Annotated in this window: 22 protein-coding genes and 1 pseudogene; 10 read left to right on the top strand and 13 right to left on the bottom strand. The window is 63.9% G+C overall.

The genetic code is table 11. The features are described 5' to 3' along the window. Positions 1-21: 21 nt before the first annotated feature. Positions 22-1,395 (bottom strand): metalloprotease PmbA, encoded by a 1,374-nt coding sequence (gene pmbA / locus FUT88_RS05485; protein ID WP_147214143.1) that lies wholly within the window; start codon positions 1,393-1,395, stop codon positions 22-24. A gap of 93 nt (positions 1,396-1,488) precedes the next feature. Between pmbA and yjgA the strand changes: the two genes are divergently transcribed. Together yjgA and mog are read left to right on the top strand one after the other, a co-directional pair. Further along, a complete protein-coding gene (gene yjgA / locus FUT88_RS05480; RefSeq protein ID WP_316888147.1) occupies positions 1,489-2,106 on the top strand; it encodes a ribosome biogenesis factor YjgA in 618 nt (205 codons plus the stop codon). Beyond that, positions 2,103-2,750, top strand: coding sequence for a molybdopterin adenylyltransferase (mog, locus tag FUT88_RS05475; RefSeq protein WP_147214141.1), 648 nt, complete (start codon positions 2,103-2,105; stop codon positions 2,748-2,750). Before yjgA ends, mog begins: the two co-directional genes overlap by 4 nt. On the opposite strand, the gene orn is transcribed toward mog, so the two are convergent. Beyond that, the gene (orn, locus tag FUT88_RS05470) at positions 2,751-3,398 is read right to left on the bottom strand and encodes an oligoribonuclease (RefSeq protein ID WP_374220483.1); all 648 of its coding nucleotides are present in this window, start codon (positions 3,396-3,398) and stop codon (positions 2,751-2,753) included. Between the two features lie 76 nt (positions 3,399-3,474). Between orn and FUT88_RS05465 the strand changes: the two genes are divergently transcribed. The 3 genes from FUT88_RS05465 to FUT88_RS05455 are packed head-to-tail and all read left to right on the top strand — an operon-like array spanning position 3,475 to position 6,022. Then, on the top strand, positions 3,475-4,734 hold the full coding sequence (locus FUT88_RS05465; RefSeq protein ID WP_147214140.1) for a M48 family metallopeptidase: 1,260 nt from the start codon (positions 3,475-3,477) through the stop codon (positions 4,732-4,734). Further along, the gene (gene rsgA, locus FUT88_RS05460; protein ID WP_147214139.1) at positions 4,731-5,678 is read left to right on the top strand and encodes a ribosome small subunit-dependent GTPase A; all 948 of its coding nucleotides are present in this window, start codon (positions 4,731-4,733) and stop codon (positions 5,676-5,678) included. Before FUT88_RS05465 ends, rsgA begins: the two co-directional genes overlap by 4 nt. A 29-nt stretch (positions 5,679-5,707) precedes the next feature. Beyond that, positions 5,708-6,022, top strand: coding sequence for a hypothetical protein (locus FUT88_RS05455; protein ID WP_147214138.1), 315 nt, complete (start codon positions 5,708-5,710; stop codon positions 6,020-6,022). A 35-nt stretch (positions 6,023-6,057) separates the two neighbouring features. Here the strand turns inward: FUT88_RS05455 and FUT88_RS05450 are convergent, their stop codons facing one another. From FUT88_RS05450 to rpsP, 6 genes are all read right to left on the bottom strand, one after another. Further along, positions 6,058-6,999, bottom strand: coding sequence for a CobD/CbiB family protein (locus tag FUT88_RS05450; protein WP_147214137.1), 942 nt, complete (start codon positions 6,997-6,999; stop codon positions 6,058-6,060). A 107-nt stretch (positions 7,000-7,106) separates the two neighbouring features. After that, positions 7,107-7,811: a CoA pyrophosphatase gene (locus tag FUT88_RS05445; protein ID WP_147214136.1), complete on the bottom strand. Its 705-nt coding sequence runs from the start codon at positions 7,809-7,811 to the stop codon at positions 7,107-7,109. Between the two features lie 104 nt (positions 7,812-7,915). After that, a complete protein-coding gene (gene rplS / locus FUT88_RS05440; protein ID WP_012761581.1) occupies positions 7,916-8,302 on the bottom strand; it encodes a 50S ribosomal protein L19 in 387 nt (128 codons plus the stop codon). A gap of 73 nt (positions 8,303-8,375) precedes the next feature. Then, on the bottom strand, positions 8,376-9,164 hold the full coding sequence (trmD, locus tag FUT88_RS05435; RefSeq protein WP_147214135.1) for a tRNA (guanosine(37)-N1)-methyltransferase TrmD: 789 nt from the start codon (positions 9,162-9,164) through the stop codon (positions 8,376-8,378). A gap of 23 nt (positions 9,165-9,187) precedes the next feature. Further along, on the bottom strand, positions 9,188-9,739 hold the full coding sequence (rimM, locus tag FUT88_RS05430; RefSeq protein WP_147214239.1) for a ribosome maturation factor RimM: 552 nt from the start codon (positions 9,737-9,739) through the stop codon (positions 9,188-9,190). Positions 9,740-9,872: 133 nt separating this feature from the next. Beyond that, the gene (gene rpsP / locus FUT88_RS05425; RefSeq protein ID WP_012761578.1) at positions 9,873-10,127 is read right to left on the bottom strand and encodes a 30S ribosomal protein S16; all 255 of its coding nucleotides are present in this window, start codon (positions 10,125-10,127) and stop codon (positions 9,873-9,875) included. A gap of 145 nt (positions 10,128-10,272) precedes the next feature. Here rpsP and FUT88_RS05420 point away from each other — a divergent pair, with 145 nt between their 5' ends. The 4 genes from FUT88_RS05420 to FUT88_RS05405 all read left to right on the top strand — a co-directional run bounded on the left by FUT88_RS05420 (position 10,273) and on the right by FUT88_RS05405 (position 12,882). Further along, complete coding sequence (locus FUT88_RS05420) at positions 10,273-11,346, top strand: PQQ-dependent sugar dehydrogenase (RefSeq protein WP_186829245.1); 1,074 nt, start codon at positions 10,273-10,275, stop codon at positions 11,344-11,346. A gap of 193 nt (positions 11,347-11,539) precedes the next feature. Next, positions 11,540-11,929 carry a hypothetical protein gene (locus FUT88_RS05415; RefSeq protein WP_147214134.1) on the top strand — a complete coding sequence of 130 codons (390 nt, stop codon included), beginning with the start codon at positions 11,540-11,542 and terminating at the stop codon, positions 11,927-11,929. A gap of 124 nt (positions 11,930-12,053) precedes the next feature. Then, entirely contained in the window at positions 12,054-12,236 is a 183-nt protein-coding gene (locus tag FUT88_RS05410) for a hypothetical protein (RefSeq protein WP_147214133.1), read from the top strand. 190 nt (positions 12,237-12,426) lie between these two features. Further along, entirely contained in the window at positions 12,427-12,882 is a 456-nt protein-coding gene (locus tag FUT88_RS05405; protein WP_147214132.1) for an NINE protein, read from the top strand. Here FUT88_RS05405 and FUT88_RS05400 read toward each other — a convergent pair whose 3' ends face one another. The 3 genes from FUT88_RS05400 to FUT88_RS05390 all read right to left on the bottom strand — a co-directional run bounded on the left by FUT88_RS05400 (position 12,883) and on the right by FUT88_RS05390 (position 16,273). Then, positions 12,883-14,007: a PA0069 family radical SAM protein gene (locus FUT88_RS05400; RefSeq protein ID WP_147214131.1), complete on the bottom strand. Its 1,125-nt coding sequence runs from the start codon at positions 14,005-14,007 to the stop codon at positions 12,883-12,885. 84 nt (positions 14,008-14,091) lie between these two features. Then, positions 14,092-15,711: an alkaline phosphatase D family protein gene (locus tag FUT88_RS05395; RefSeq protein ID WP_147214237.1), complete on the bottom strand. Its 1,620-nt coding sequence runs from the start codon at positions 15,709-15,711 to the stop codon at positions 14,092-14,094. A gap of 64 nt (positions 15,712-15,775) precedes the next feature. After that, positions 15,776-16,273: an Lrp/AsnC ligand binding domain-containing protein gene (locus FUT88_RS05390; protein WP_027677860.1), complete on the bottom strand. Its 498-nt coding sequence runs from the start codon at positions 16,271-16,273 to the stop codon at positions 15,776-15,778. A gap of 122 nt (positions 16,274-16,395) precedes the next feature. Here FUT88_RS05390 and FUT88_RS05385 point away from each other — a divergent pair. Then, positions 16,396-17,681 (top strand): annotated as a pseudogene (locus FUT88_RS05385) (D-amino acid dehydrogenase). A 69-nt stretch (positions 17,682-17,750) separates the two neighbouring features. Here FUT88_RS05385 and FUT88_RS05380 read toward each other — a convergent pair. After that, positions 17,751-19,535, bottom strand: coding sequence for an acyl-CoA dehydrogenase (locus FUT88_RS05380; RefSeq protein WP_147214130.1), 1,785 nt, complete (start codon positions 19,533-19,535; stop codon positions 17,751-17,753). 166 nt (positions 19,536-19,701) lie between these two features. Continuing rightward, the coding region (locus tag FUT88_RS05375; RefSeq protein WP_147214129.1) for an electron transfer flavoprotein subunit alpha/FixB family protein at positions 19,702-20,460 on the bottom strand (759 nt) is incomplete at its 5' end.

Genomic DNA, 20,460 nt, shown 5'->3' with positions numbered 1-20,460 from the left:
TTTCATGTCCGCTAGGGCGATTTATTCGCCGGCAATCGTCATCTGTTCGATGAGGATCGAGCCCGTTTCCTTCGTACCGCGCACCAGCGCATCCGCGCCGATGGCGACGATCTGGCGGAACATCTCGCCCAGATTGCCGGCAATCGTGATCTCCTCCACCGGATACTGGATCACGCCGTTCTCGACCCAATAGCCCGACGCACCACGCGAATAGTCGCCCGTCACGTAGTTCACACCCTGGCCCATCAGTTCGGTCACCAGCAGGCCCGTGCCCATGCGGCGCAGCATGCCGGCAAAGTCATCCTCAGGCGTGGTCTTGTCGGAGAACAGCGTCAGGTTGTGCGAGCCGCCCGCGTTGCCGGTGGTCTGCATGCCGAGCTTGCGCGCGGAATACGTCGACAGGAAGTAGCCTTCCACTACGCCGTTCTTCACCACATCGCGGCGCTGCGTGCGTACGCCTTCCTCGTCGAAGGGCGCGCTGCCCATCCCGTTGAGGACATGCGGGTCTTCCTTGATCTGCACATGCGGTGCGAAGACTTCCTTGCCCAGCGTATTGAGCAGGAACGTCGACTTGCGGTACAACGCGCCACCCGACACTGCCTGCACGAACGCACCCAGCAAGCCCGCCGCGAGCGGCGCCTCGAACAACACCGGGCACTTGCGGGTGGTCAGTCGGCGCGCGCCCAGACGTGCCAGCGCGCGTTCGGCGGCGTACTTGCCGATCGCTTCCGGTGCGGCCAGATCGTCCGGCGAGCGCTTCGAAGAGTACCAATCGTCGCGCTGCATATGCGCGCCCGAACCGGCGATCGGCGCGGCCGAAATGAAGTGACGCGAATATGGGTAGCCGCCCATGAAACCGCGCGACGTGGCCAGCACGAAGTGCGAATGCTGCGCCGAGATGCTCGAGCCGTCGCTGTTGCGGATTTTCGGGCTCACGGCAAAGGCAGCGGCTTCCGCGGCGCGTGCGATTTCCACAGCGGCCTCGGCATCGATCATCCATGGGTGATACAGCTGCAGGTCTTGCGGGTGCTTCTCCAGCAGTTCTTCTTCTGCCAGGCCGGCGCAGTCATCGTCGGCGGTGAAGCGCGCGATGTTGTAGGCGGCCTCGACGGTGGATCGCAATGCCGCCGGCGAAAAGTCCGACGTGCTGGCGTTGCCGCGCTTCTTGCCCAGCATGACGGTCACGCCGACGATCTTGTCGCGGTTCTGCTCGATGGTCTCGATCTCGCCCTTGCGCACCGTGACCGACAGGCCCTGGCCTTCGGAGATTTCCGTCGCGGCATCGGTGGCGCCGAGTTCGCGTGCAATGCGCAGCACATCGGTGGCCATCTCTTCGAGCTGTTCGCGGCGGTAGGCAAACACTGGGGCGGTCTTGGAATCGAGCGTTTGAGACATAGGCAATGGAGGGGAGAAACGGGTGCCGCGATTTTGCCAAAAGCGGGCAAGAACTGGCGGAAACGCCCATCATAGCAAGATACAATGCGCGCCATGAGCCGAGCATCCCGACATAACCCCACGTATCTGCAACCCGTCGTGCGCACCGACATCGGTGACGAGGACGATCCGGATACGCCCAAGAGCAAATCGCAGCGCAAGCGCGAGGTCAACGCCTTGCAAGACCTGGGCGCGGCGCTGGAAGCGCTGCCCAAGGACAAACTCGCCAAGGTGCCGCTGCCCGAAAAGCTGGTCGACGCGCTGCGCGAGGCCAAGCGCACCACCGCGCATGAAGGCAAGCGCCGCCAGATGCAGTACATCGGCAAGCTGATGCGCGCGCTGACCGACGAGGAAGTCGAGGCCATCCGCCGCGTCCTCGCCACCTTCGTCGGCGCCTCCAAGGCCGAAACCGCGCGCCTGCATGCCATCGAACGTTGGCGGGACCGCCTGATCGCCAGCGACGACGCCATCACCGAGTTCATTGCAGCGCACCCGGATTCCGACGTGCAGGCGCTCCGTACGCTCGTGCGCAATGCGCGCAAGGAAGCGCAGCTGGCCAAGCCGCCCAAGTCGTCGCGCGAACTGTTCCAGATGGTCAAGCAGGCCCTGTCCGGCAACGACCGCAACGAGGACGACGCCGATCAACCCGAAGCCGAAGACGACGAAGCATGACAGCCCCTGCCCCCTCCGCGCCGATCACCCGCCGCCACGCCGACGAACTGATCGTCGGCTTTGTGTCGATTTCGGACCGCGCCTCGGCCGGCACGTATCAGGATGAAGGGATTCCGGCGCTGCGCGACTGGTTTGTCGCCGCGCTGTCTTCGCCGTGGCAAGGGGTGGAACGGCTGATTCCGGACGATCAGGCCACGATTGCCGACACACTGATCGACCTGGTCGACCATGCCGGCTGCGATCTGGTGCTCACCACGGGCGGCACCGGGCCGACGCGCCGTGATGTGACGCCCGAGGCCACGCTGGCCGTCGCCACCAAGGAAATGCCGGGTTTTGGCGAGCAGATGCGCCAGATCAGCCTGCATTTCGTTCCGACGGCGATCTTGTCGCGTCAGGTGGCGGTGATCCGCGAGACGCCCTCACGCGCTGCGCTGATCATCAACCTGCCGGGTCAGCCGCGCGCCATCAAGGAAACGCTTGAGGGCTTGAAGGATGTAGAGGGCCGCGCCGCGGTGCCGGGCATCTTTGCGGCCGTTCCGTACTGCATCGACCTGATCGGCGGCCCCTATGTCGAGACGCACGACAGCGTGGTCAAGGCCTGGCGGCCCAAACACGCTGTGCGCGCAAAACCGCTGCAGGTCTGATTACGGGGCGACAGAAGACGCCAGCGCCTCAGCGTCGGGCGTTTGCGGCACGTCGCGGATGAAGTGCTCGCGGTAGTAGCGCAGCTCTTCGATCGACTCGATGATGTCTGCGAACGCCGTGTGCCGTTGGTGTTTCGTAAAGCCCTTGGCAATGGCCGGCTGCCAGCGCTTGCAGAGTTCCTTCAGCGTGGAGACGTCCAGGTTGCGGTAATGGAAGTACTCCTCCAGCTTGGGCATGTAGCGCGCCATGAAGCGGCGGTCCTGGCAGATGGAGTTACCGCACATCGGCGACTTGCTCTTCGGCACCCACTTCTTGAGGAACGCCAGGAGTTCCGCTTCCGCTTCCGCTTCGGTCGTGGTCGATGCCTTGACCTTGTCGATCAGGCCCGAGCGGCCATGCGTGCCCTTGTTCCACGCGTCCATGCCGTCGAGCAGCTCGTCGGATTGATGGATCACCAGCACGGGGCCTTCAGCCAGGATGTTCAGCTCCGAATCCGTCACCACCACGGCCACTTCGATGATGCGGTCGTTCTCGGGGCTCAAACCGGTCATCTCCATGTCGAGCCAGACCAGGTTGTTGTCGCTCTTGGCAGCAACACGGTTCGGGGTCGAGGGGGATGCGGCGGACGGGGAAACAGGGGTACTCACTGGGGTGCTCACTCAAGGGCCTTGAGAAAATGACTGAAGGCTATAATTTTCGCATATCTGATAGGTGTTTCCCCACATGCCCGCCTTTACCGTTGTCTTCCTGGTCGCCCTTGTCTTGATGTCCGCCACGCGCCTGTGGCTGGCGGCGCGGCAAATCCGTCACGTCGCACGTCACCGCGATGCCGTGCCCGCGCAGTTTGCCGAGTCCATCACGCTCGACATGCACCGCAAGGCAGCCGACTACACCATCGCCCGCACGCGTCTGGCGATGCTCGAAGTACCGGTTCAGGCAGCCCTCCTGATCGCGCTGACGCTGCTCGGCGGGCTGAACTGGATCAACCAGGCCTGGTTGGGCGTGTTTGGCCCCGGCTACGCGTATGGCGTGGCGCTCATCGCGTCGGTCATCGCGATCAGCAGCGTGATTGAGTTACCGTTTTCGCTGTATGCGCAGTTCGTCGTCGAAGAGCGTTTCGGCTTCAACCGCATGACGTTCAAGCTTTGGCTGACCGACAATCTCAAGGGCCTGGCCATCGGTACCGTGCTGGGTCTGCCGCTGCTGCTGGCGGTGCTCTGGCTGATGAACAAGATGGGCGCCCACTGGTGGCTGTACACCTGGGTCGTGTGGATGGCGTTCATGCTGTTTGTTCAGGCCATCTACCCGAACGTCATCGCGCCGCTCTACAACAAGTTCACCCCGCTCCAGGACGAAGAGATGCGCTCGCGCATCGAAAGCCTGCTCAAGCGCTGCGGCTTCGCCAGCAAGGGCCTCTTCGTGATGGACGGCAGCCGCCGCAGCGCCCACGGCAACGCCTACTTCAGCGGCTTTGGCGCAACCAAGCGCATCGTCTTCTTCGACACGCTGCTCGCGCGCCTGAACCCGTCCGAGATGGAAGCGGTGCTCGCCCATGAGCTGGGCCATTTCAAGCGCCATCACATCACCAAGCGCATCGCTGTGACGTTTGTGCTGAGCCTCGGTGCGCTGGCGCTGCTCGGCTGGCTGATGACGCGCACGTGGTTCTACCTCGGCCTGGGCGTGGCGCCCAACCTGTTCTCCGACAACCATGCGCTGGCGCTGATGCTGTTTTTCCTGGTGCTGCCGGTATTCACGTTCTTCGTCTCCCCGCTGGCGAGCCTGTCGTCGCGCAAGGACGAGTACGAAGCCGACGCCTTTGCCGCTGAGCACGCCGACGCCAATCAACTTGTCTCGGCGCTGGTCAAGCTGTTCCAGGACAACGCATCGACGCTCACTCCGGACCCGGTCTACTCCACGTTCTACTATTCGCACCCGACTGCATCGCAGCGCGTGGAGCGCCTCGTGCAGGCCCGCGCGGCATGACGCGCGGCAAACTGGGCCGCGCCCATAAGCAGGCTGCCACTGGCGAACATGGGCTCGTCATCGCCGCGCACGGGCGCCATTACCTTGTCGAACGCGAAGGGGGCGGTTTCCTGCAATGCTTCCCGCGGGGCAAGCGCAGCGAGTGCGCCGTCGGCGATCGCGTGGTCTATGAAACCACCGCTGTCGACCAAGGCGTCGTGGTGCGTGTGGACGAGCGCCGCAACCTGCTCTATCGCTCCGATCAGTTCAAATCGAAGGTGCTGGCCGCGAATCTGGATCAGGTCATCATCATGCTCGGCACCGAGCCGAGTTTTTCGGAAGACTTGCTCGGCCGCGCGCTCGTCGCCGCAGAATCGCTCGGCATCACCCCGCTGATTCTGCTCAACAAGATCGACCTGACCGCGCGACTGGAAACGGCGCGCTCACGCCTGGCGCTCTATCGAGACCTGGGCTACACCATCGTGGAACTGACCGTGCACGGCGCGCCGGAAGCCGCGCATGCCGCGCTTGAACCACACGTGGCGGGACGGGCTTCGATCCTGATCGGGCAATCGGGCATGGGCAAGTCCTCGCTGCTGAATCTGCTGATTCCCGGCGTGGACGCGCAAACGCGCGAGATCTCCGAAAAGCTCGACTCCGGCAAGCACACGACCACGTTCACGCGGCTTTATCACCTCCCGGCAGAATGGGGCCAGGATGGCGTACTGATCGACTCGCCGGGCTTCCAGGAATTCGGCCTGCATCACCTCAGCGAAGGGATGCTGGAACGCGCCTTCCCGGAGTTTCGTCCACGCCTCACCGATTGCCGCTTTTATAACTGCCGGCACCTGCAGGAACCCGGCTGTGGCATTCTGGGCGCGATGGCCGAGGGCAAGATCGATCCACGCCGTCACCAGCTTTACGCGCAATTGCTGCACGAATCGGAGCAGCAGAAGCCCTGGTAACGGCTCGCCATACGCTCAGGGAGGGAGGGATGAAGTTGATGATCAGCAGTCCATCGTTGGGCATGGCGGCACACTGGCAGAACGTCCTGTCTGCCGCTGGCATTCGCACTGAGCTCCGCAACATCTACTTGAGCAGCGTGGCGGGTGACGTTCCGCCACAGGATTGCGCGGCACAGGTTTGGCTGGTGAACCCGGCGCAGGAAGCGCAGGCCCGCGTACTGCTCGATCAGGCGCAACACCCGCCGGCCGGGCCGGCATGGCGTTGCGTACATTGCGGCGAGAGCCATGAGCCGCAGTTCGCACAGTGCTGGCGTTGCGGTAAAGACCGCGAGAATGCGGCCTGATTTGAGTGATCGATTTGGCGCCTAGGCTTGGTGCGTCAGCCCAGCCACACGGCAATCGACAACATCGCCAGCAGCAGCATCCACAGCACCACGGCGCGCCACACCAGCCCAACAGCCGATTGCAGCGTACGCACGTTCGGCTCCTGCCCCACTTCCATCGGATAGGCGCCATCCTCGTCGGCAATGCTGTCGGCCGAGTCGCGCTGCGGGATAGGCGTGCCAAGACGCACGCCGAGCGCCCCGCCGCCGGCAGCCAGCAGGATACCGTTCACTTCGTCGTTCCACTTGGCAGCGCGGTTGCGCCAGGCATACACGGCGTCTTCAAAGTTACCGACGATCGAAAAGCCGACGGCGGTGAGCCGCGCAGGAACGTAGTCGATGATGAAAAATGCCTGACGGGCAAAGAGACCAAGCGCCGGGCTGCGTTCCGTCGACGTATCGCTCCAGTGGCGAGCGAGGTATTCAGCGCCGCGGTACAGCACAACACCCGCCGGCCCGATCGGCACCAGGAACCAGAAGAACACGCCAAACACGTGACGATGCGCCGCCACGATCGCGCATTCGAGCGTGTGACGGACGATCTCATTGACAGGCATGTCGGTGGTGTCGCGTCCCGACCATTCGTTCAGCAGCAGGCGCGCGGTGACGACGTCATCGCTGCGCAACGCCTCGTGGATATCAGTGAAGTAGTGGCTGAACTGGCGGAAGCCGAGCGTCAGGTACACCATCAGCACGTTCCACAGGAACGCCAGCCCGAGGCTGATCGACGACAGCAGGTAGTGCACCAGTGCCACGACCACCACGGCCGGAAGCGTGACCACGCACCAGGCGAGCACGGCATCGCGACGATGGCCGGTATCGAACCATTCTTCTGCCCGCGCTGCCAGAGCGCGCACGACGTCGTAGATCGGGTTGTCCCGGCTGAGCGCACGAAACTGTTCGAGAATCAGCGCGCAGAGTACGGAGAAAAAAGTCATTGGAAGGGCGTTGCGAGGGCGTGGGTCACGCCGTGAGGGCAATGTGCAAGACGATAGCACACAGCGTGCGCGCAACAGCGCACAGGAAGCCCATATTCGCGCCGACGCTACGCTGCCAGAAGGTGATACAGGTTGCGCAGCATGCCCGCTGTCGCGCCCCAGATGAAGTGATGGCCGGCGTCAGGTGCGTGGCCCGACCGCCCAGCTCGCCGGTAAGGCATCGCATAGAAACGACGCACACGGTCCTCCCACCGCAGCTCGCGCACTTGGTGGTTGGCCGGGTCCATCAAAAAGGCCAGCGGCACTTCAAACACTTCCGCAACTTCACTGGGGTCCGGCTGCAGCGTGAAATCGGGCGCGAGCAATCCGACAATCGGGCTCACATGGAACCCCGTCCCGGTGATGTAGTCGGGCAAGCGACCGATCACTTCGATGTGATCGGCACTGATGCCAACCTCTTCCATCGTCTCGCGCAGTGCCGTGTCGACCATGTCACGATCAAAGTCTTCACGTCCGCCGCCAGGAAAGCTCACCTGGCCGGCATGTTGGCTAAGCGACGCATTGCGCTGCGTCAGCAGCACCGTCAGCCCCGGCTCGCGCTGCACGAGCGGTACGAGCACCGCCGCCTCACGCAGCTTGAGCGACGCATCGATCAGGCGGGATTCATCCGTTTGTTCCGGGTGCCAGTCGGGCTGCTTCTGCAACCGCTCGCGCACGAATTCCGCTGTCAGCCGCGAGCCGTCAAGCGCCGGCAACGATGCCTCGGTCGGCACCACCGGCAACTGCTCAGGATCGAACACGGGACGGCGCATCGGATGGGAATGAAGGTTGTGGGCGGAAGACATACATGTGGTCAATCTTCCGCCGCAAAAGAGAAAAAAGGCACCCGAAGGTGCCTTTTCGCAACGCGCGCAGATTACTCCGCAGCGGCTTCCTTGCGCTTGAAGGTCAGCTTCTCCTTGATGCGTGCCGACTTGCCCGAGCGTTCGCGCAGGTAGTACAGCTTCGCACGGCGCACATCACCGCGACGCTTCACTTCGATGCTGGCCAGCAGCGGCGAGTACAGCTGGAACGTACGCTCCACGCCTTCGCCCGAAGAGATCTTGCGAACGATGAAGGACGAGTTCAGGCCACGATTGCGCTTGGCAATCACGACGCCTTCATACGCCTGCACACGCTTGCGGGTGCCTTCAACGACGTTCACGTTGACGATCACGGTGTCGCCAGGGGCGAACGGGGGGATCGTCTTGTTGGCCGTCAGGCGCTTGATTTCTTCCTGCTCGATTTGCTCGATGAGATTCATCTTTTTCTCCTTGACCATCATGCCGGCGTTTTGCCCGGTCGGTAGACCGCGGCCCCGGTAGAGGATGGGAACTTCACTTGGCCGAGCCTTCCGGACTGGAAGCCTCTGACCCCTTTGCCGTTATCGCCGCGGCAGCGAGGAAAACCTCATCGCTGCGGGACAACAAACCCTGCTTGCGCGCCGCCTCGACCAGATCGGGCCGCTTGCGCATCGTGTTCAACAGCGCCTGCTGGCGGCGCCACTTCTCGATCTCGGCGTGGTGGCCACCCAGCAAGACATCGGGCACACGCACACCTTCGTACTCTTCGGGCCGCGTGTAATGCGGGCAGTCGAGCAAACCGTTGACGAAACTGTCCTGCACCGCCGACTGCGCATCGCCCAGCACACCTGGCAACTGCCGCACCACGGCGTCGATGATCGCCATCGCCGCAATTTCGCCGCCGGACAGGACGAAATCGCCAAGGCTGATTTCCTCATCCACGCGACGGTCGACCAGACGTTGATCAATCGCTTCGTAGCGCCCGCACAGTAACGTGAGCGCCGGCAACTGCGCCAACTCCATCACCCGCTTGTGCGTCAGCGGTTTGCCTTGCGGCGACAGCAGCACCACATGCGACGCCGCCGGGGCTTGCGCCTTATGAATCGCGTCCAGTGCAGCTTCCAGCGGCTTCGCCAACATCACCATGCCTGGGCCACCGCCGTACGGGCGATCGTCCACGGTGCGGTAGTTGTCCGTCGTGAAATCGCGCGGGTTCCAGGTGCGCAACGTGTACACCTGCTGTTTTGCTGCGCGGCTGGTGATGCCCCAGTCGGTCAGCGCCCGGAACATGTCCGGAAACAGCGAGACGACGTCGAACTGCATCGCCGAATTCTCCGGCCGCATGTTCAGTAATCCAGACCCCAGTCGACGACGATGCGCTTGCCTGCCACATCCACCGACTTCACGTAAACCTCGACAAACGGCACCAGCCGCTCGACCTCGCCTTCACCAACGATACGCAGAATTTGATGCGCACCGTTGTCGATCAGGCCGCCCACCGTGCCAAGCGTTTCCTCTTGCTCGTTGACGACCGTGGCGCCGATCAGATCGACCCAGTAAAACTCGTCATCTTCAGGCTCAGGAAAGTCGGCCCGGCTGACCCACACGGTATAGCCGCGCAATGCTTCCGCGACATTCCGATCCGGCGCGGCAGGCGAACCCGCCACCACCGTGCCGCTGTGCTCACGCGACGTGCCGACGGGAAACACCCGCCAGTCCGCCGACGTCGCCGGCCCGGAAGCAGGCTTGAGCCACCAGGTGCGGGCATTCAGCAGCGCATCGGCGTCGCCGTGCAACTGGACCTTGATCCAGCCACGAATACCGTAGGCCCCACCCACATAGCCCACCTCGATGAGATCGTCGGGGAGCGTCGGATTGGAGCCCGTGCCCGGGCGCATGGCTTGCAGCCGCTCGGCAACCTTTTGCGAGATTGCCTGCGTTGCAACAGCCACGGGACCGGGCCGTGTCGATCCAGCGCGCGTCACAGCAGGATGTGCTCGGACGGCACCGTCGATCGACGCATGCTAAAACTTAGGCAGCAGCCTTCTTGGCGCTTTGCTTCACCAGACGGGCAACCGTCGGCGACAGCTGCGCGCCCACGCCTTCCCAGTAGGTCAGGCGGTCTTGCACGATGCGCAGACCTTCTTCGCCTTCACCGGCGAGCGGGTTGTAGAAACCGACGCGCTCGATGAAACGGCCATCACGGCGGTTACGCGAGTCGGTCGCAACGATATTGAAGAACGGGCGCTTCTTGGAGCCACCGCGGGCCAGACGGATCACGACCATGGATCTTTTCCTTGAAAAACTGGGTATGCGTACAGAGAAACACGCAAGTATAGCGCAATTTCTCCGACCAAACAAACACTTAGGCCCGGCGAAGGTGTGCAGCCCATGGCGGGCGTGGCTTCGGCGGTACGTGAAGGTGGCCGTTGTGGTCGCAGCTTGGCTTGGCACGGGGCCGGCGGCGCTCGCCAAGCTTCCCATCGAGTCGCTCCGGGTACCGCCGGGCTTTCAGGTCGAAGTCCTCACTGACGCGATGCCGGCAGCGCGCGAAATGGCGCTATCTCCGGCCGGCATTCTGTATGTGGGGAGTCGCGCGGGCAAGGTCTACGCGATGCGGTTGCAGACGGCAAACGCGCCAATCCATGTGGTGGCATCGGGACTGGAACTCCCCGTTGGGGTGGCGTGGCGCGACGGAAGCCTTTATGTATCGGCGGTTTCGCGCGTCGTGCGGCTCGACGGCATCGACCGCAAGATCGAGAAGCCGCCGCAGCCCGTTGTCGTCAATGACAAGCTGCCGACGGAGACGCATCACGGATGGAAATTCATCGCGTTCGGCCCGGACGGTAGGCTGTATGTGCCGGTAGGCGCACCCTGCAATATCTGCCGCCCCGATGAAAACCGGTACGCCAACCTCATGCGCATGAACGCCGACGGAAGCGGGCTGGAACTCGTGGCGCGCGGCATCCGCAACACGGTCGGCTTCGACTGGCATCCGAGCACGCACGAATTGTGGTTCACGGACAACGGCCGCGACCTCATGGGCGACGATGTGCCAGACGACGAACTGAATCGCATTACCCAACCGAATCCGCACTTCGGCTACCCGTTCTGCCACGCGGGCGACATTCCGGACCCGGAGTTTGGCGCGGGGCATTCGTGCCGCAACTACGCCCCACCCGCCGCGAAGCTCGGGGCGCACGTGGCGGCGCTAGGCATGCGCTTCTATACAGGCAGCAGTTTTCCGGCGGAGTACCGGAACAACATCTTCATCGCCGAGCACGGCTCGTGGAACCGATCATCGAAAGTCGGCTATCGCGTCATGCGCGTCGTGTTGGACGCCGCCGGCAATGTGACGAAGCAGGAACCATTCGTTCACGGCTGGTTACGAGGCGAGCAAGCTTGGGGACGCCCAACAGATGTGCTCGTGGCGCCCGACGGCAGCTTGCTGGTTTCCGACGACTCGGCCGGCGCGGTGTATCGCATCCACTACACCGGGAAATGACCTCTACGTCGCCCAACGCCCAGGCAAAGCGTGCACGAAACATCTCGTTACATGGGTAACGTTCGGACAGTGGATGCCCGCTGAGTGAAGCCTTACATTGACAGGCATGAACACGCGCTGCCGATCTCCCTTGCACATGCCAGAAGCACGCGGCGCGTGGCACTTTCGAATCCTTGCCCGACAGGAGATAGCCATGCCGATCCGCGCATTGCTTCGCACCTTGGCGGCAGGCGTTCTGATCGTCGCCTCTGCGGGCGCTGTGGCTGCCAACGCATCGGCGCGTCAAACCGCCGTCGCCTTCGCAGAATCCACCATGCCCGAATGGACGCACGCGGCACAGACCAGGCCGCAGGAGCGTCCGCTGGTGGCGCAATTCTTCGCTGACAGCCGGGGCGAGCAGGCCGCCCGCATCCGCGCGCAAATGGAACGGATGGAAGCGCGCGCCCGGGCCGACGATCGCCTCAATGGCCGGATTCAACCGCGTGACGGCGGCGGCCGAGGGGACTGGCAGCAGCAGGAACGCATGCGTCAGGAACGAGGGAACGGCGACCAAGGTAACTGGCGGGGCTCGCGCCGGGGCTGAGCCGCACGTCGGCGCATTTCACATCACGGAACTTGCCAGCGGACGCCTGAGTCGTATTGGATGCCCTGTGCACACGCCCGGTGTGCACAGGGCATCACCAATCACAACGACAACAGGTGCTTCAATGTCATTCCCTCTTCACCGCCATGTGCGGCTTATCCTCGGTCTGGTCTGGACCACAGCCTTTATGCTGATGCTGGCTCAGTTGCTCTACGGCGAAGTCAGCCTGCGCGACCAAGCGCCTCGACTGCAGCAAGATTCGACGGTTTCGATGAGCGTGCCGTCGCTGCGTCCGGTTCCGATTTAGTGACCCTGCCTCTCCCGCCGCTAACGCTACGCAGCGTTGCGCGCCTCCGGCCAACCTGACGGCCGCTTCCCCAAGTTGCTGATGCGTCTTCAAGACGCGCTCCCGGCGCCGCCGTTTGGCTGCGCCGCGGTTGACGTTGGGCGTAGAATGCGCGGCGCTGTGTTGTCTTGCCGTGTGTTCGCCGCCCGCTATGTCTACGACCGCTCTCCAAAAAAAATCCAAGCTGCTGACCGTGCTGCTCGCCTTCCTGTTCGGAAGCGTGGGCGCGCATCGTTTCTATCTCAAGGGCGGACGCGATTTCTGGGCATGGTCCCAGGTCTTTGCCACGGTGCTCGGTGTGGTAGGCGTGGCGCTGCTGTGGACGACGCAGCGCGCGAGCGTCCCGGGCTGGGTCTGCGCGGTGATCGGCGGATCCTCGGTGCTCGCGGGCTATCTCTCGGCGCTCGTCTACGGCCTCCGCCCCGACGAGAAATGGGACGCGCAATTCAATGCCGACGGCACGCCCACCCATTCGGGCTGGCCGGTCGTACTGCTCAGCATCCTCACGCTGATGATTGGCACCGGCCTGCTGATGGCCGGCCTCGCCATCACCTTCCAGACGTATTTCGAAACGCAGGTGCAGGCAGCGAAAGAGCTGTCGCAGTAGTCAGAACAAACTGCCCTGGCGCTCGTCGACGGGCTTTCGCGGTTTGACGGCGCGCGCAGGCGGCTTGAACTGCGAGGTGTCGAGCACCCGCTCGTTGTAGCGGTGGTAGCTGAAGCCGAGCCTGTCGGCGGCCTTGTAGAAACGCTGCCGCAATAAGTCGGCCCAGATGCCGGTGCCGCGCATGCGCGTGGCGAAATCCGCCTTGTAGTCCTGCCCGCCGTGCAGATCGCGGACGCGGTTCATCACGCGTTGCGCGCGGTCGGGAAAATGCGCCATCAGCCAATCCTGAAACACCGCGTTCAGCTCATTTGGCAAGCGCAGCACGATGTAGCTCGCGTACGTGGCCCCCGCCTCGCGCGCAGCTTCCAGAATCTGCTCCATGTGGTCGTCGGTGACGAAGGGAATCATCGGAGCGACGCTGACACCCACCGGAATACCAGCGTCGGCCAGCGTGCGGATCGTGCGCAGGCGTCGCGATGGCGTGGCGGCCCGGGGCTCGAGCTTGCGCGCAAGATCGGCGTCGAGCGTGGTAATCGTGACGGCGGCTACGACAAGGTTCTTCGCAGCCATCGGGGCGAGCAGATCGATGTCGCGCTCAATCAAGCTCGACTTGGTGATGAGCCCGACGGGGTGATCGCAATCGTGCAGCACCTGCAGCACATCGCGCGTGATGCGCAGTTCGCGCTCGATCGGCTGGTACGCATCGGTGTTCACGCCCAGCGCAATCGCTTCGCAGCGGTAGCTGGGTTTGGCCAGCGTTTCGCGCAGCACCTCGGCGGCATTGGTCTTGGCGAACAGCTTGGTCTCGAAGTCCAGCCCGGGCGACAACTCCAGATACGCATGCGTCGGTCGCGCAAAGCAATACACGCAACCATGCTCGCAGCCGCGGTACGGATTGAGCGACACCCCAAACGGAATATCCGGCGACTGGTTGTGGCTCAGGATCGAGCGAGCACGCTCGATGGAGACGCAGGTCTCGATGCGCGGCGGCGCCTCATCCGCATCGAGATGCCCGACAAGCGGTTGCCAGCCGTCATCGACTCGCGTGCGTTCGTCGCGCTCGAAGCGGCCTTGCAGATTGGAAGTGGCGCCGCGTCCCTTGCGGGGGACGTGACGGTCGGACATATCGGACACAGCGGAACAGAGTGGATGCGGGGGGGCTTGCTGATCCTATCGCATCCGCTCCTACCGCGCTGTGGGTGACGCCGGCTACGCCTCGGGATCGAGCTTCACTTCCCAGAGCGATTTGCCCTCGAGATCGTGCAGCGATACATGCATCGTGCGCGTGGCCGGGTCGATCGTGGCTCGGCCGTAATACTGCTGCAGCGCCGCGGGCGACTGGTTCTGCGGATTGTCCTTGGGAATGCTGACGTAGCGCACGTCCGGCCCAAAAGTCTGGTCCACTTCGTTCGGCCCGAACGTGCCGGCGTTGATCGGCCCGCCGACGAACTCCCAGAACGGTTTGAACTCCGTGAATTTGGCGCGCGACGGGTGGTAGTACGTCGCCTGCGCGTAGTGGACGTCAGCCGTCACCCACACCACGTTCTGGATGTTTTCCTGCTTGATGAAACGCAGGATCTCGGCCAGTTCCAGTTCGCGTCCCGAGGGCGCACCGTCATCCGCATTCGCCCACGCTTCGTAGGTGCCCTTGGGCACATCGGGGTTCAGATCCGGCACGACTAGCGAGATCGGCATGTCGCTCGCAATCACCTTCCACGTCGCCTTCGACTGCTTGAGCGATTGCTTCAGCCACGCCGCCTGTGCCGGACCGAGGAAGGCCGAATCGGCATCCAGCCGGGTCTGGCGGTTCGGCGAATTGCGCCCGCGATAGCTCCGTTCGTCGAGCATGAACACGTCGAGCAGCGGGCCGTACTGGAACGCGCGGTAAATCTGCTCTGGGTCGACCGGATTGAAGCGAAACGGGTTGTACTCGAACATCGCCTGCTTCGCGCGGGCCGCCAGCAGCGATGCGCTGCGCTCCTGATAGCGCTTCTCTTCCGGGCCGATCTGCTGGCCGGGGTACCAGTTGTTGCGCACTTCGTGATCGTCCCACTGCACGAGGAACGGCACCTCGGCCGAAAACGCGCGCTTGTTCCTGTCGAGCTGGTTGTAGGCGAACGCGCCGCGGTAGTCGTCGAGCGTCTGTGCAACGTGCGACTTGGCCTCGGTAACGAGATTGGTCCACAGCGAGCCGTCGGGCAGTTTCACCTCGGCCTGGATCGGGCCGTCGGCATAGATCTGATCGCCGGAGTGGATGAAAAAGTCGGGCGATTCACGGCGCATCGCTTCGTACAGACGATAGCCGCCGAAACGCTCGTTGATACCCCAGCCCTGGCCGGCCTCGTCGCCGGAGAAGACGAAGCAGATCGGGCGATTGGCCTGGACGGGCGCCGTGCGAAAGCGACCGGCAACCGGCTCGCTGAAGACCTTATCGTGCACGAGGTCCTGGAAGCGCACGCGGTAGAACAGATCTGCGCCGGCAGGCAGGCAGGTCAGATCGACGCGGGCTGTCAGGCCGTTGCTTTCAAGCGCCGCTGGGCCAACGCGACGCGCGACGGTCTTGAAGGCGGCGTCCGTCGAGTATTCGACCAGCATGCGTGCCGGACGATCGGTGCGGCTCCAGACGATGGCGCTGTCAGCCGTGATATCACCGCTCATCACGCCGCCCGGCACTTGCGGACGCAGGCGCTCGGACGTCACTGCAGCCGGCGCGACGCCCTGGGCAAGCACGTCGCCAATACGCGAGCCCAGCAGCGCGGTACCGCTGGCGGAAACAAGACCCTTGATCAGCGTGCGGCGGGTCGGCTTGAAGATCGGCTGGTCGGACATGTAGGCTCCGGTGTGGGCGATGAAGATGCCGGCCAGCGTAAGGCGTTTGCGTGACAACGCTACGTCATGCGCCCTCTTCCGTGACGTCGATGGCGAGCGTCTCCTTGATCTCTTCCATCACGATGTAACTCTTGGACTGCACTGCGCCGGGCAGCTGGAGCAGGATGTCGCCCAGCAAGCGCCGGTATTCGCTCATCTCGCGAATGCGTGCCTTGATGAGGTAGTCGAAATCGCCGGAGACGAGGTGGCACTCCAGCACTTCAGGGATGCGCAGCACCTCGCGGCGAAACTGCTCGAACATGTTGCCGGATTTGCTGCCCAGGCTGATCTCCACAAACACCAGCAGCGACGCGCCCAGCATGGCCGGATTGAGCCGCGCGTAGTAGCCGAGGATGAAGCCCTCGCGCTCCAGGCGCTTGACCCGCTCGATGCACGGCGTAATGGTCAGGCCGACTGCCTCGGACAGTTCCTTCATCGACAGGCGCCCGTCCTTTTGCAGCAGGTCGAGAATGCGCCGGTCGAGCTTATCGAGGGCCCGGACGGGCTTGCGCTGGGTTCGCATGGTCGAAAACGCCTCAAAATCGAAATTGTTTCTGTTTCCATTAAATATACAGAAACAATTGCTGGTGTTGTACGAATACGATAGCGACATCTATCGCAAATGCATCCCCGGGGAGTATCACCATGCGCGTGCTCGTTCTTGGCAGCGGCGTGATCGGCGTCAGCAGCGCCTACTACCTGGCCCGCGCGGCATGAAGTCACCGTCGTCGACCGCGAAGCGGGTCCGGCACTGGAGACGAGCTTCGCCAATGCTGGCCAGATCTCGCCGGGGTACGCGTCGCCGTGGGCCGCGCCGGGTGTGCCGCTGAAGGCCATCAAGTGGATGTTCCAGCAGCACGCGCCGCTTTCCATCCGCCCGGACGGCACCCTCTTCCAGCTCAAATGGATGTGGCAGATGCTGCGCAACTGCGACGCTGCCAGCTATGCGCAGAACAAGGAGCGCATGGTCCGCCTGGCTGAATACAGCCGCGACTGCATCCGCGAGTTGCGCGCCGACACCGGCATTGCCTACGAAGGCCGCCAGCAAGGCACGCTGCAAATCTTCCGCACCCAGCAACAGCTCGACGGCGCCGCGAACGACATCGCCGTGCTCGAGCGCGCCGGCGTGCCGTACGAACTGCTTTCGCGCGAGACCTCGTGCGCAGTGAACCGGGCCTCGCCTCGACCCGCCACAAGCTGGCCGGTGGCTTGCGCCTACCCAACGACGAAACGGGCGACTGCCAGCTCTTCACCACGCGCCTGGCCGCGATGGCAGAAAAGCTCGGCGTGCGCTTCCGTTTCAACAGCACGATCAACAGCCTCACCTTCAAGAACGACGCCGTCCGCGGCGCGCTCGTCGACGGCCAGCCGATCGACGCCGACCTTGTGGTCGTGGCGCTGGGCAGCTACAGCACGCCGTTCCTGAAGAACCTGGTGAACGTGCCGGTCTACCCGCTCAAGGGTTTCTCGATCACCGTACCGATGACGGATGCGGAGAAGAGCCCCGTGTCGACCATCCTGGACGAGACCTACAAAGTGGCCGTGACGCGCTTTGACGACCGCATCCGCGTGGGCGGCATGGCGCAGATCGTCGGCTACGACAAGCGCCTCGACCCGGGCAAGCGCAAGACGCTGGAGTTCGTGGTCAACGATCTGTTCCCGGGTGCCGGTGATGTGTCGCGCGCGTCGTTCTGGACCGGCCTGCGCCCGATGACGCCGGACGGCACGCCGATCGTTGGTCAGACGCCCGTGCGCGGCCTGTGGCTCAACACAGGTCACGGCACGCTGGGTTGGACCATGGCATGCGGCTCGGGCAAGCTGCTGTCGGATCTGGTGTCGGGGCGCTCACCTGCCATCGCGCGGATGACCTCTCGGTGTATCGCTATCTGGGCGGCACGCCGATGCCCGCAACCAAGCCTGCGCTGGCCTGATCGCCTGCGCTGCATGCAATGAAAAAGGGAGGCCGAAGCCTCCCTTTTTCTTTGTCCCGCTGACGCCGCTTAGAACTGCACTTCCGGCACCGCGCCGATCGTCTCGCCGCCGGTCAGGATCGACTGTGCGATACCCGGCGCCTGCGTGAGCAACACGTCTGCAAACACGCGCGCTGTGGCGATCTTCGCGCCGTAGAAGTTCGGATCTTCGCTTTCGCGGTCGATGGCCACCAGCAGCGCACGCGCCATCTGCCAGCCCGACAGCACGATGCCGCACAGCCGCAGATAAGGCACGCTGCCCGCAAACACGGCGTTCGGCTGCGCCTTGGTCTGCTCGACCACAAACCGCACCACCGATTCCAGCGCCTCGCGGCCCGCCGCCAGACGCGCACGCATCGCGTCGCAATGCGCACCGCCCTTCGCCGCCAGGGCCGCTTCCACCTTGGCGATTTCCGCGCAGATGCCCAACGCCACCGCGCCACCGTCACGCACCGTTTTGCGGCCGATCAGGTCGTTGGCTTGGATGGCCGTGGTGCCTTCGTAGATCGGCAGGATGCGCGCGTCACGATAGAACTGCGCGGCGCCCGTCTCTTCGATAAAGCCCATGCCGCCGTGCACCTGCACGCCCAGGCTCGTCACGTCGATCGACATCTCGGTGCTCCAGCCCTTCACGATCGGCACCAGGAATTCGTACAGCGCTGCGTTCTGCTTGCGTGCAGCTTCGTCGGCAGCGTGATGGCCGGCATCGCAGGCTGCGGCAGCCACGTAGGCCAGCGCACGCGCGCCTTCCGTCATGGCGCGCATCGTCAGCAGCATGCGCTTGACGTCCGGGTGGTGAATGATCGGCACGGCCTTGGCAGCAGAGCCATCCACCGGGCGGCTCTGCACACGCTCGCGCGCATAGGCCACGGCCTTTTGGTACGCGCGCTCCGACACGCCAATGCCCTGCATGCCCACCGCATAACGCGCCGCGTTCATCATGATGAACATGTATTCCAGGCCGCGATTTTCTTCGCCGACCAGCGTCCCGATCGCGCCGCCGTGATCGCCAAACTGCAGCACGGCCGTCGGGCTCGCCTTGATGCCAAGCTTGTGTTCGATCGACACGCAGTGCGCATCGTTGCGCGCGCCCAGCGAACCATCTGCATTGACCATGAACTTCGGCACCACAAACAGCGAGATCCCTTTCACGCCTTCCGGTGCGCCAGGCGTGCGCGCCAGCACGAGGTGGACGATGTTCTCGGCCATGTCGTGCTCGCCCCAGGTGATGAAGATCTTCGTGCCGAAGATCTTGAACGTGCCGTCGCCCACGGGCTCAGCGCGCGTGCGCACAAGTGCCAGGTCGGAGCCCGCCTGGGGTTCGGTCAGGTTCATCGTGCCCGTCCATTCGCCCGAGATGAGCTTGGGGACGAAAAGCTGTTTCTGCTCTTCGGTGCCAGCCGTCAACAACGCCTCAATGGCGCCATCCGTGAGCAACGGGCACAGCGCGAACGACAGGTTCGCCGCGTTCAGCATTTCGATACACGCCGTGGCGATCAGCTTCGGCAAGCCCTGGCCGCCATATTCCACCGGATGCTGCACGCCCTGCCAGCCGCCTCGGCCGAATTGCGCGAACGCCTCCTTGAAGCCCGTGGTGGCCGTGACGACGCCGTCCTTCCAGCTGCTCGGGTTACGGTCGCCTTCCACATTCAGCGGCGCAACGACTTCACCGGTAAAGCGCGCGCTTTCTTCCAGCACGGCCTGCGCCGTGTCAGCGGTGGCGTCTTCAAAGCCGGGCAGCTTGGCGACGTTGTCCAGGCCGGCCAGCTCGTTCATCACGAACAGCATGTCCTTGACGGGGGCTTGATAGGTCATGTCTCTCTCCAACTCTCGTTAAGCGCGATCAGGACAGCGCCGCATCGGGTCGTGACGCGCTCTCCTGATGGCGCTTGCGTATAAAAAAGCCGTTTCCAAACAGGTCGGAAACGGCTTTGCGCGGGCATTGCGGCGCACCTTAACCAAGGCACGCCGCACGGTGAAATCAGCCCAGTGCGGTCACCAGCTCCGGCACGACGGCGTTCAGGTCGCCCACGAGGCCGTAGTCCGCCACCTGGAAGATCGGCGCTTCCGGATCCTTGTTGATCGCCACGATCACCTTCGAATCCTTCATGCCGGCCAAGTGCTGGATCGCGCCCGAGATACCCACGGCGATGTACAGCTGCGGCGCGACGATCTTGCCGGTCTGGCCGACCTGGTAGTCGTTGGGCACGAAGCCGGCGTCCACTGCGGCACGCGAGGCGCCCAGCGCTGCGCCCAGCTTGTCGGCCAGCGGCGTCAGCACCTTGGTGTAGTTCTCGCCCGAGCCCACGCCGCGGCCACCCGACACGATGATCTTCGCGGCGGTCAGTTCCGGGCGGTCGCTCTTCGTCACTTCGCGCGAGACGAATTGCGAGATGCCGGCGTCAGCCACGGCGGTCAGGCTTTCGGTTGCAGCCGAGCCACCGGTGGCGGCAGCGGGGTCGAATGCCGTGCCGCGCACGGTGATCACCTTCACCTTGTCGGTCGATTGCACGGTGGCAATCGCGTTGCCGGCATAGATCGGGCGCTCGAAGGTGTCCGGGCCGTCGACCTTGGTGATGTCGGACAGCTGGGCCACGTCCAGCTTGGCGGCCACGCGCGGCAGGATGTTCTTGCCGTAGGCGGTGGCGGGCGCCAGGATGTGGCTGTAGTTGCCGGCAACGGCCAGGGCCTGCTCGGCGACGTTCTCGGCCAGGCCATCGGCAAACTGCGGGGCGTCGGC

The sequence above is a fragment of the Ralstonia sp. TCR112 genome, assembly GCF_007997035.1.
Lineage (GTDB): Bacteria > Pseudomonadota > Gammaproteobacteria > Burkholderiales > Burkholderiaceae > Ralstonia > Ralstonia edaphi.
This window is presented reverse-complemented; position numbering and strand designations above follow the sequence as displayed.

Bases quoted from the DNA above. Each gene is read 5' to 3' on its own strand.
- FUT88_RS05415 (WP_147214134.1), top strand. From the start codon at position 11,540: ATGCCGATCCGCGCATTGCTTCGCACCTTGGCGGCAGGCGTTCTGATC.
- FUT88_RS05410 (WP_147214133.1), top strand. From the start codon at position 12,054: ATGTCATTCCCTCTTCACCGCCATGTGCGGCTTATCCTCGGTCTGGTC.
- trmD (WP_147214135.1), bottom strand. From the start codon at position 9,164: ATGCAGTTCGACGTCGTCTCGCTGTTTCCGGACATGTTCCGGGCGCTG.
- FUT88_RS05445 (WP_147214136.1), bottom strand. From the start codon at position 7,811: ATGCGCCGTCCCGTGTTCGATCCTGAGCAGTTGCCGGTGGTGCCGACC.
- FUT88_RS05380 (WP_147214130.1), bottom strand. From the start codon at position 19,535: ATGACCTATCAAGCCCCCGTCAAGGACATGCTGTTCGTGATGAACGAG.
- FUT88_RS05400 (WP_147214131.1), bottom strand. From the start codon at position 14,007: ATGTCCGACCGTCACGTCCCCCGCAAGGGACGCGGCGCCACTTCCAAT.
- FUT88_RS05450 (WP_147214137.1), bottom strand. From the start codon at position 6,999: ATGACTTTTTTCTCCGTACTCTGCGCGCTGATTCTCGAACAGTTTCGT.
- rplS (WP_012761581.1), bottom strand. From the start codon at position 8,302: ATGAATCTCATCGAGCAAATCGAGCAGGAAGAAATCAAGCGCCTGACG.
- FUT88_RS05405 (WP_147214132.1), top strand. From the start codon at position 12,427: ATGTCTACGACCGCTCTCCAAAAAAAATCCAAGCTGCTGACCGTGCTG.
- FUT88_RS05465 (WP_147214140.1), top strand. From the start codon at position 3,475: ATGCCCGCCTTTACCGTTGTCTTCCTGGTCGCCCTTGTCTTGATGTCC.
- FUT88_RS05390 (WP_027677860.1), bottom strand. From the start codon at position 16,273: ATGCGAACCCAGCGCAAGCCCGTCCGGGCCCTCGATAAGCTCGACCGG.
- FUT88_RS05395 (WP_147214237.1), bottom strand. From the start codon at position 15,711: ATGTCCGACCAGCCGATCTTCAAGCCGACCCGCCGCACGCTGATCAAG.
- mog (WP_147214141.1), top strand. From the start codon at position 2,103: ATGACAGCCCCTGCCCCCTCCGCGCCGATCACCCGCCGCCACGCCGAC.
- FUT88_RS05455 (WP_147214138.1), top strand. From the start codon at position 5,708: ATGAAGTTGATGATCAGCAGTCCATCGTTGGGCATGGCGGCACACTGG.
- pmbA (WP_147214143.1), bottom strand. From the start codon at position 1,395: ATGTCTCAAACGCTCGATTCCAAGACCGCCCCAGTGTTTGCCTACCGC.
- rsgA (WP_147214139.1), top strand. From the start codon at position 4,731: ATGACGCGCGGCAAACTGGGCCGCGCCCATAAGCAGGCTGCCACTGGC.
- rpsP (WP_012761578.1), bottom strand. From the start codon at position 10,127: ATGGTCGTGATCCGTCTGGCCCGCGGTGGCTCCAAGAAGCGCCCGTTC.
- rimM (WP_147214239.1), bottom strand. From the start codon at position 9,739: ATGCGCCCGGGCACGGGCTCCAATCCGACGCTCCCCGACGATCTCATC.
- yjgA (WP_316888147.1), top strand. From the start codon at position 1,489: ATGAGCCGAGCATCCCGACATAACCCCACGTATCTGCAACCCGTCGTG.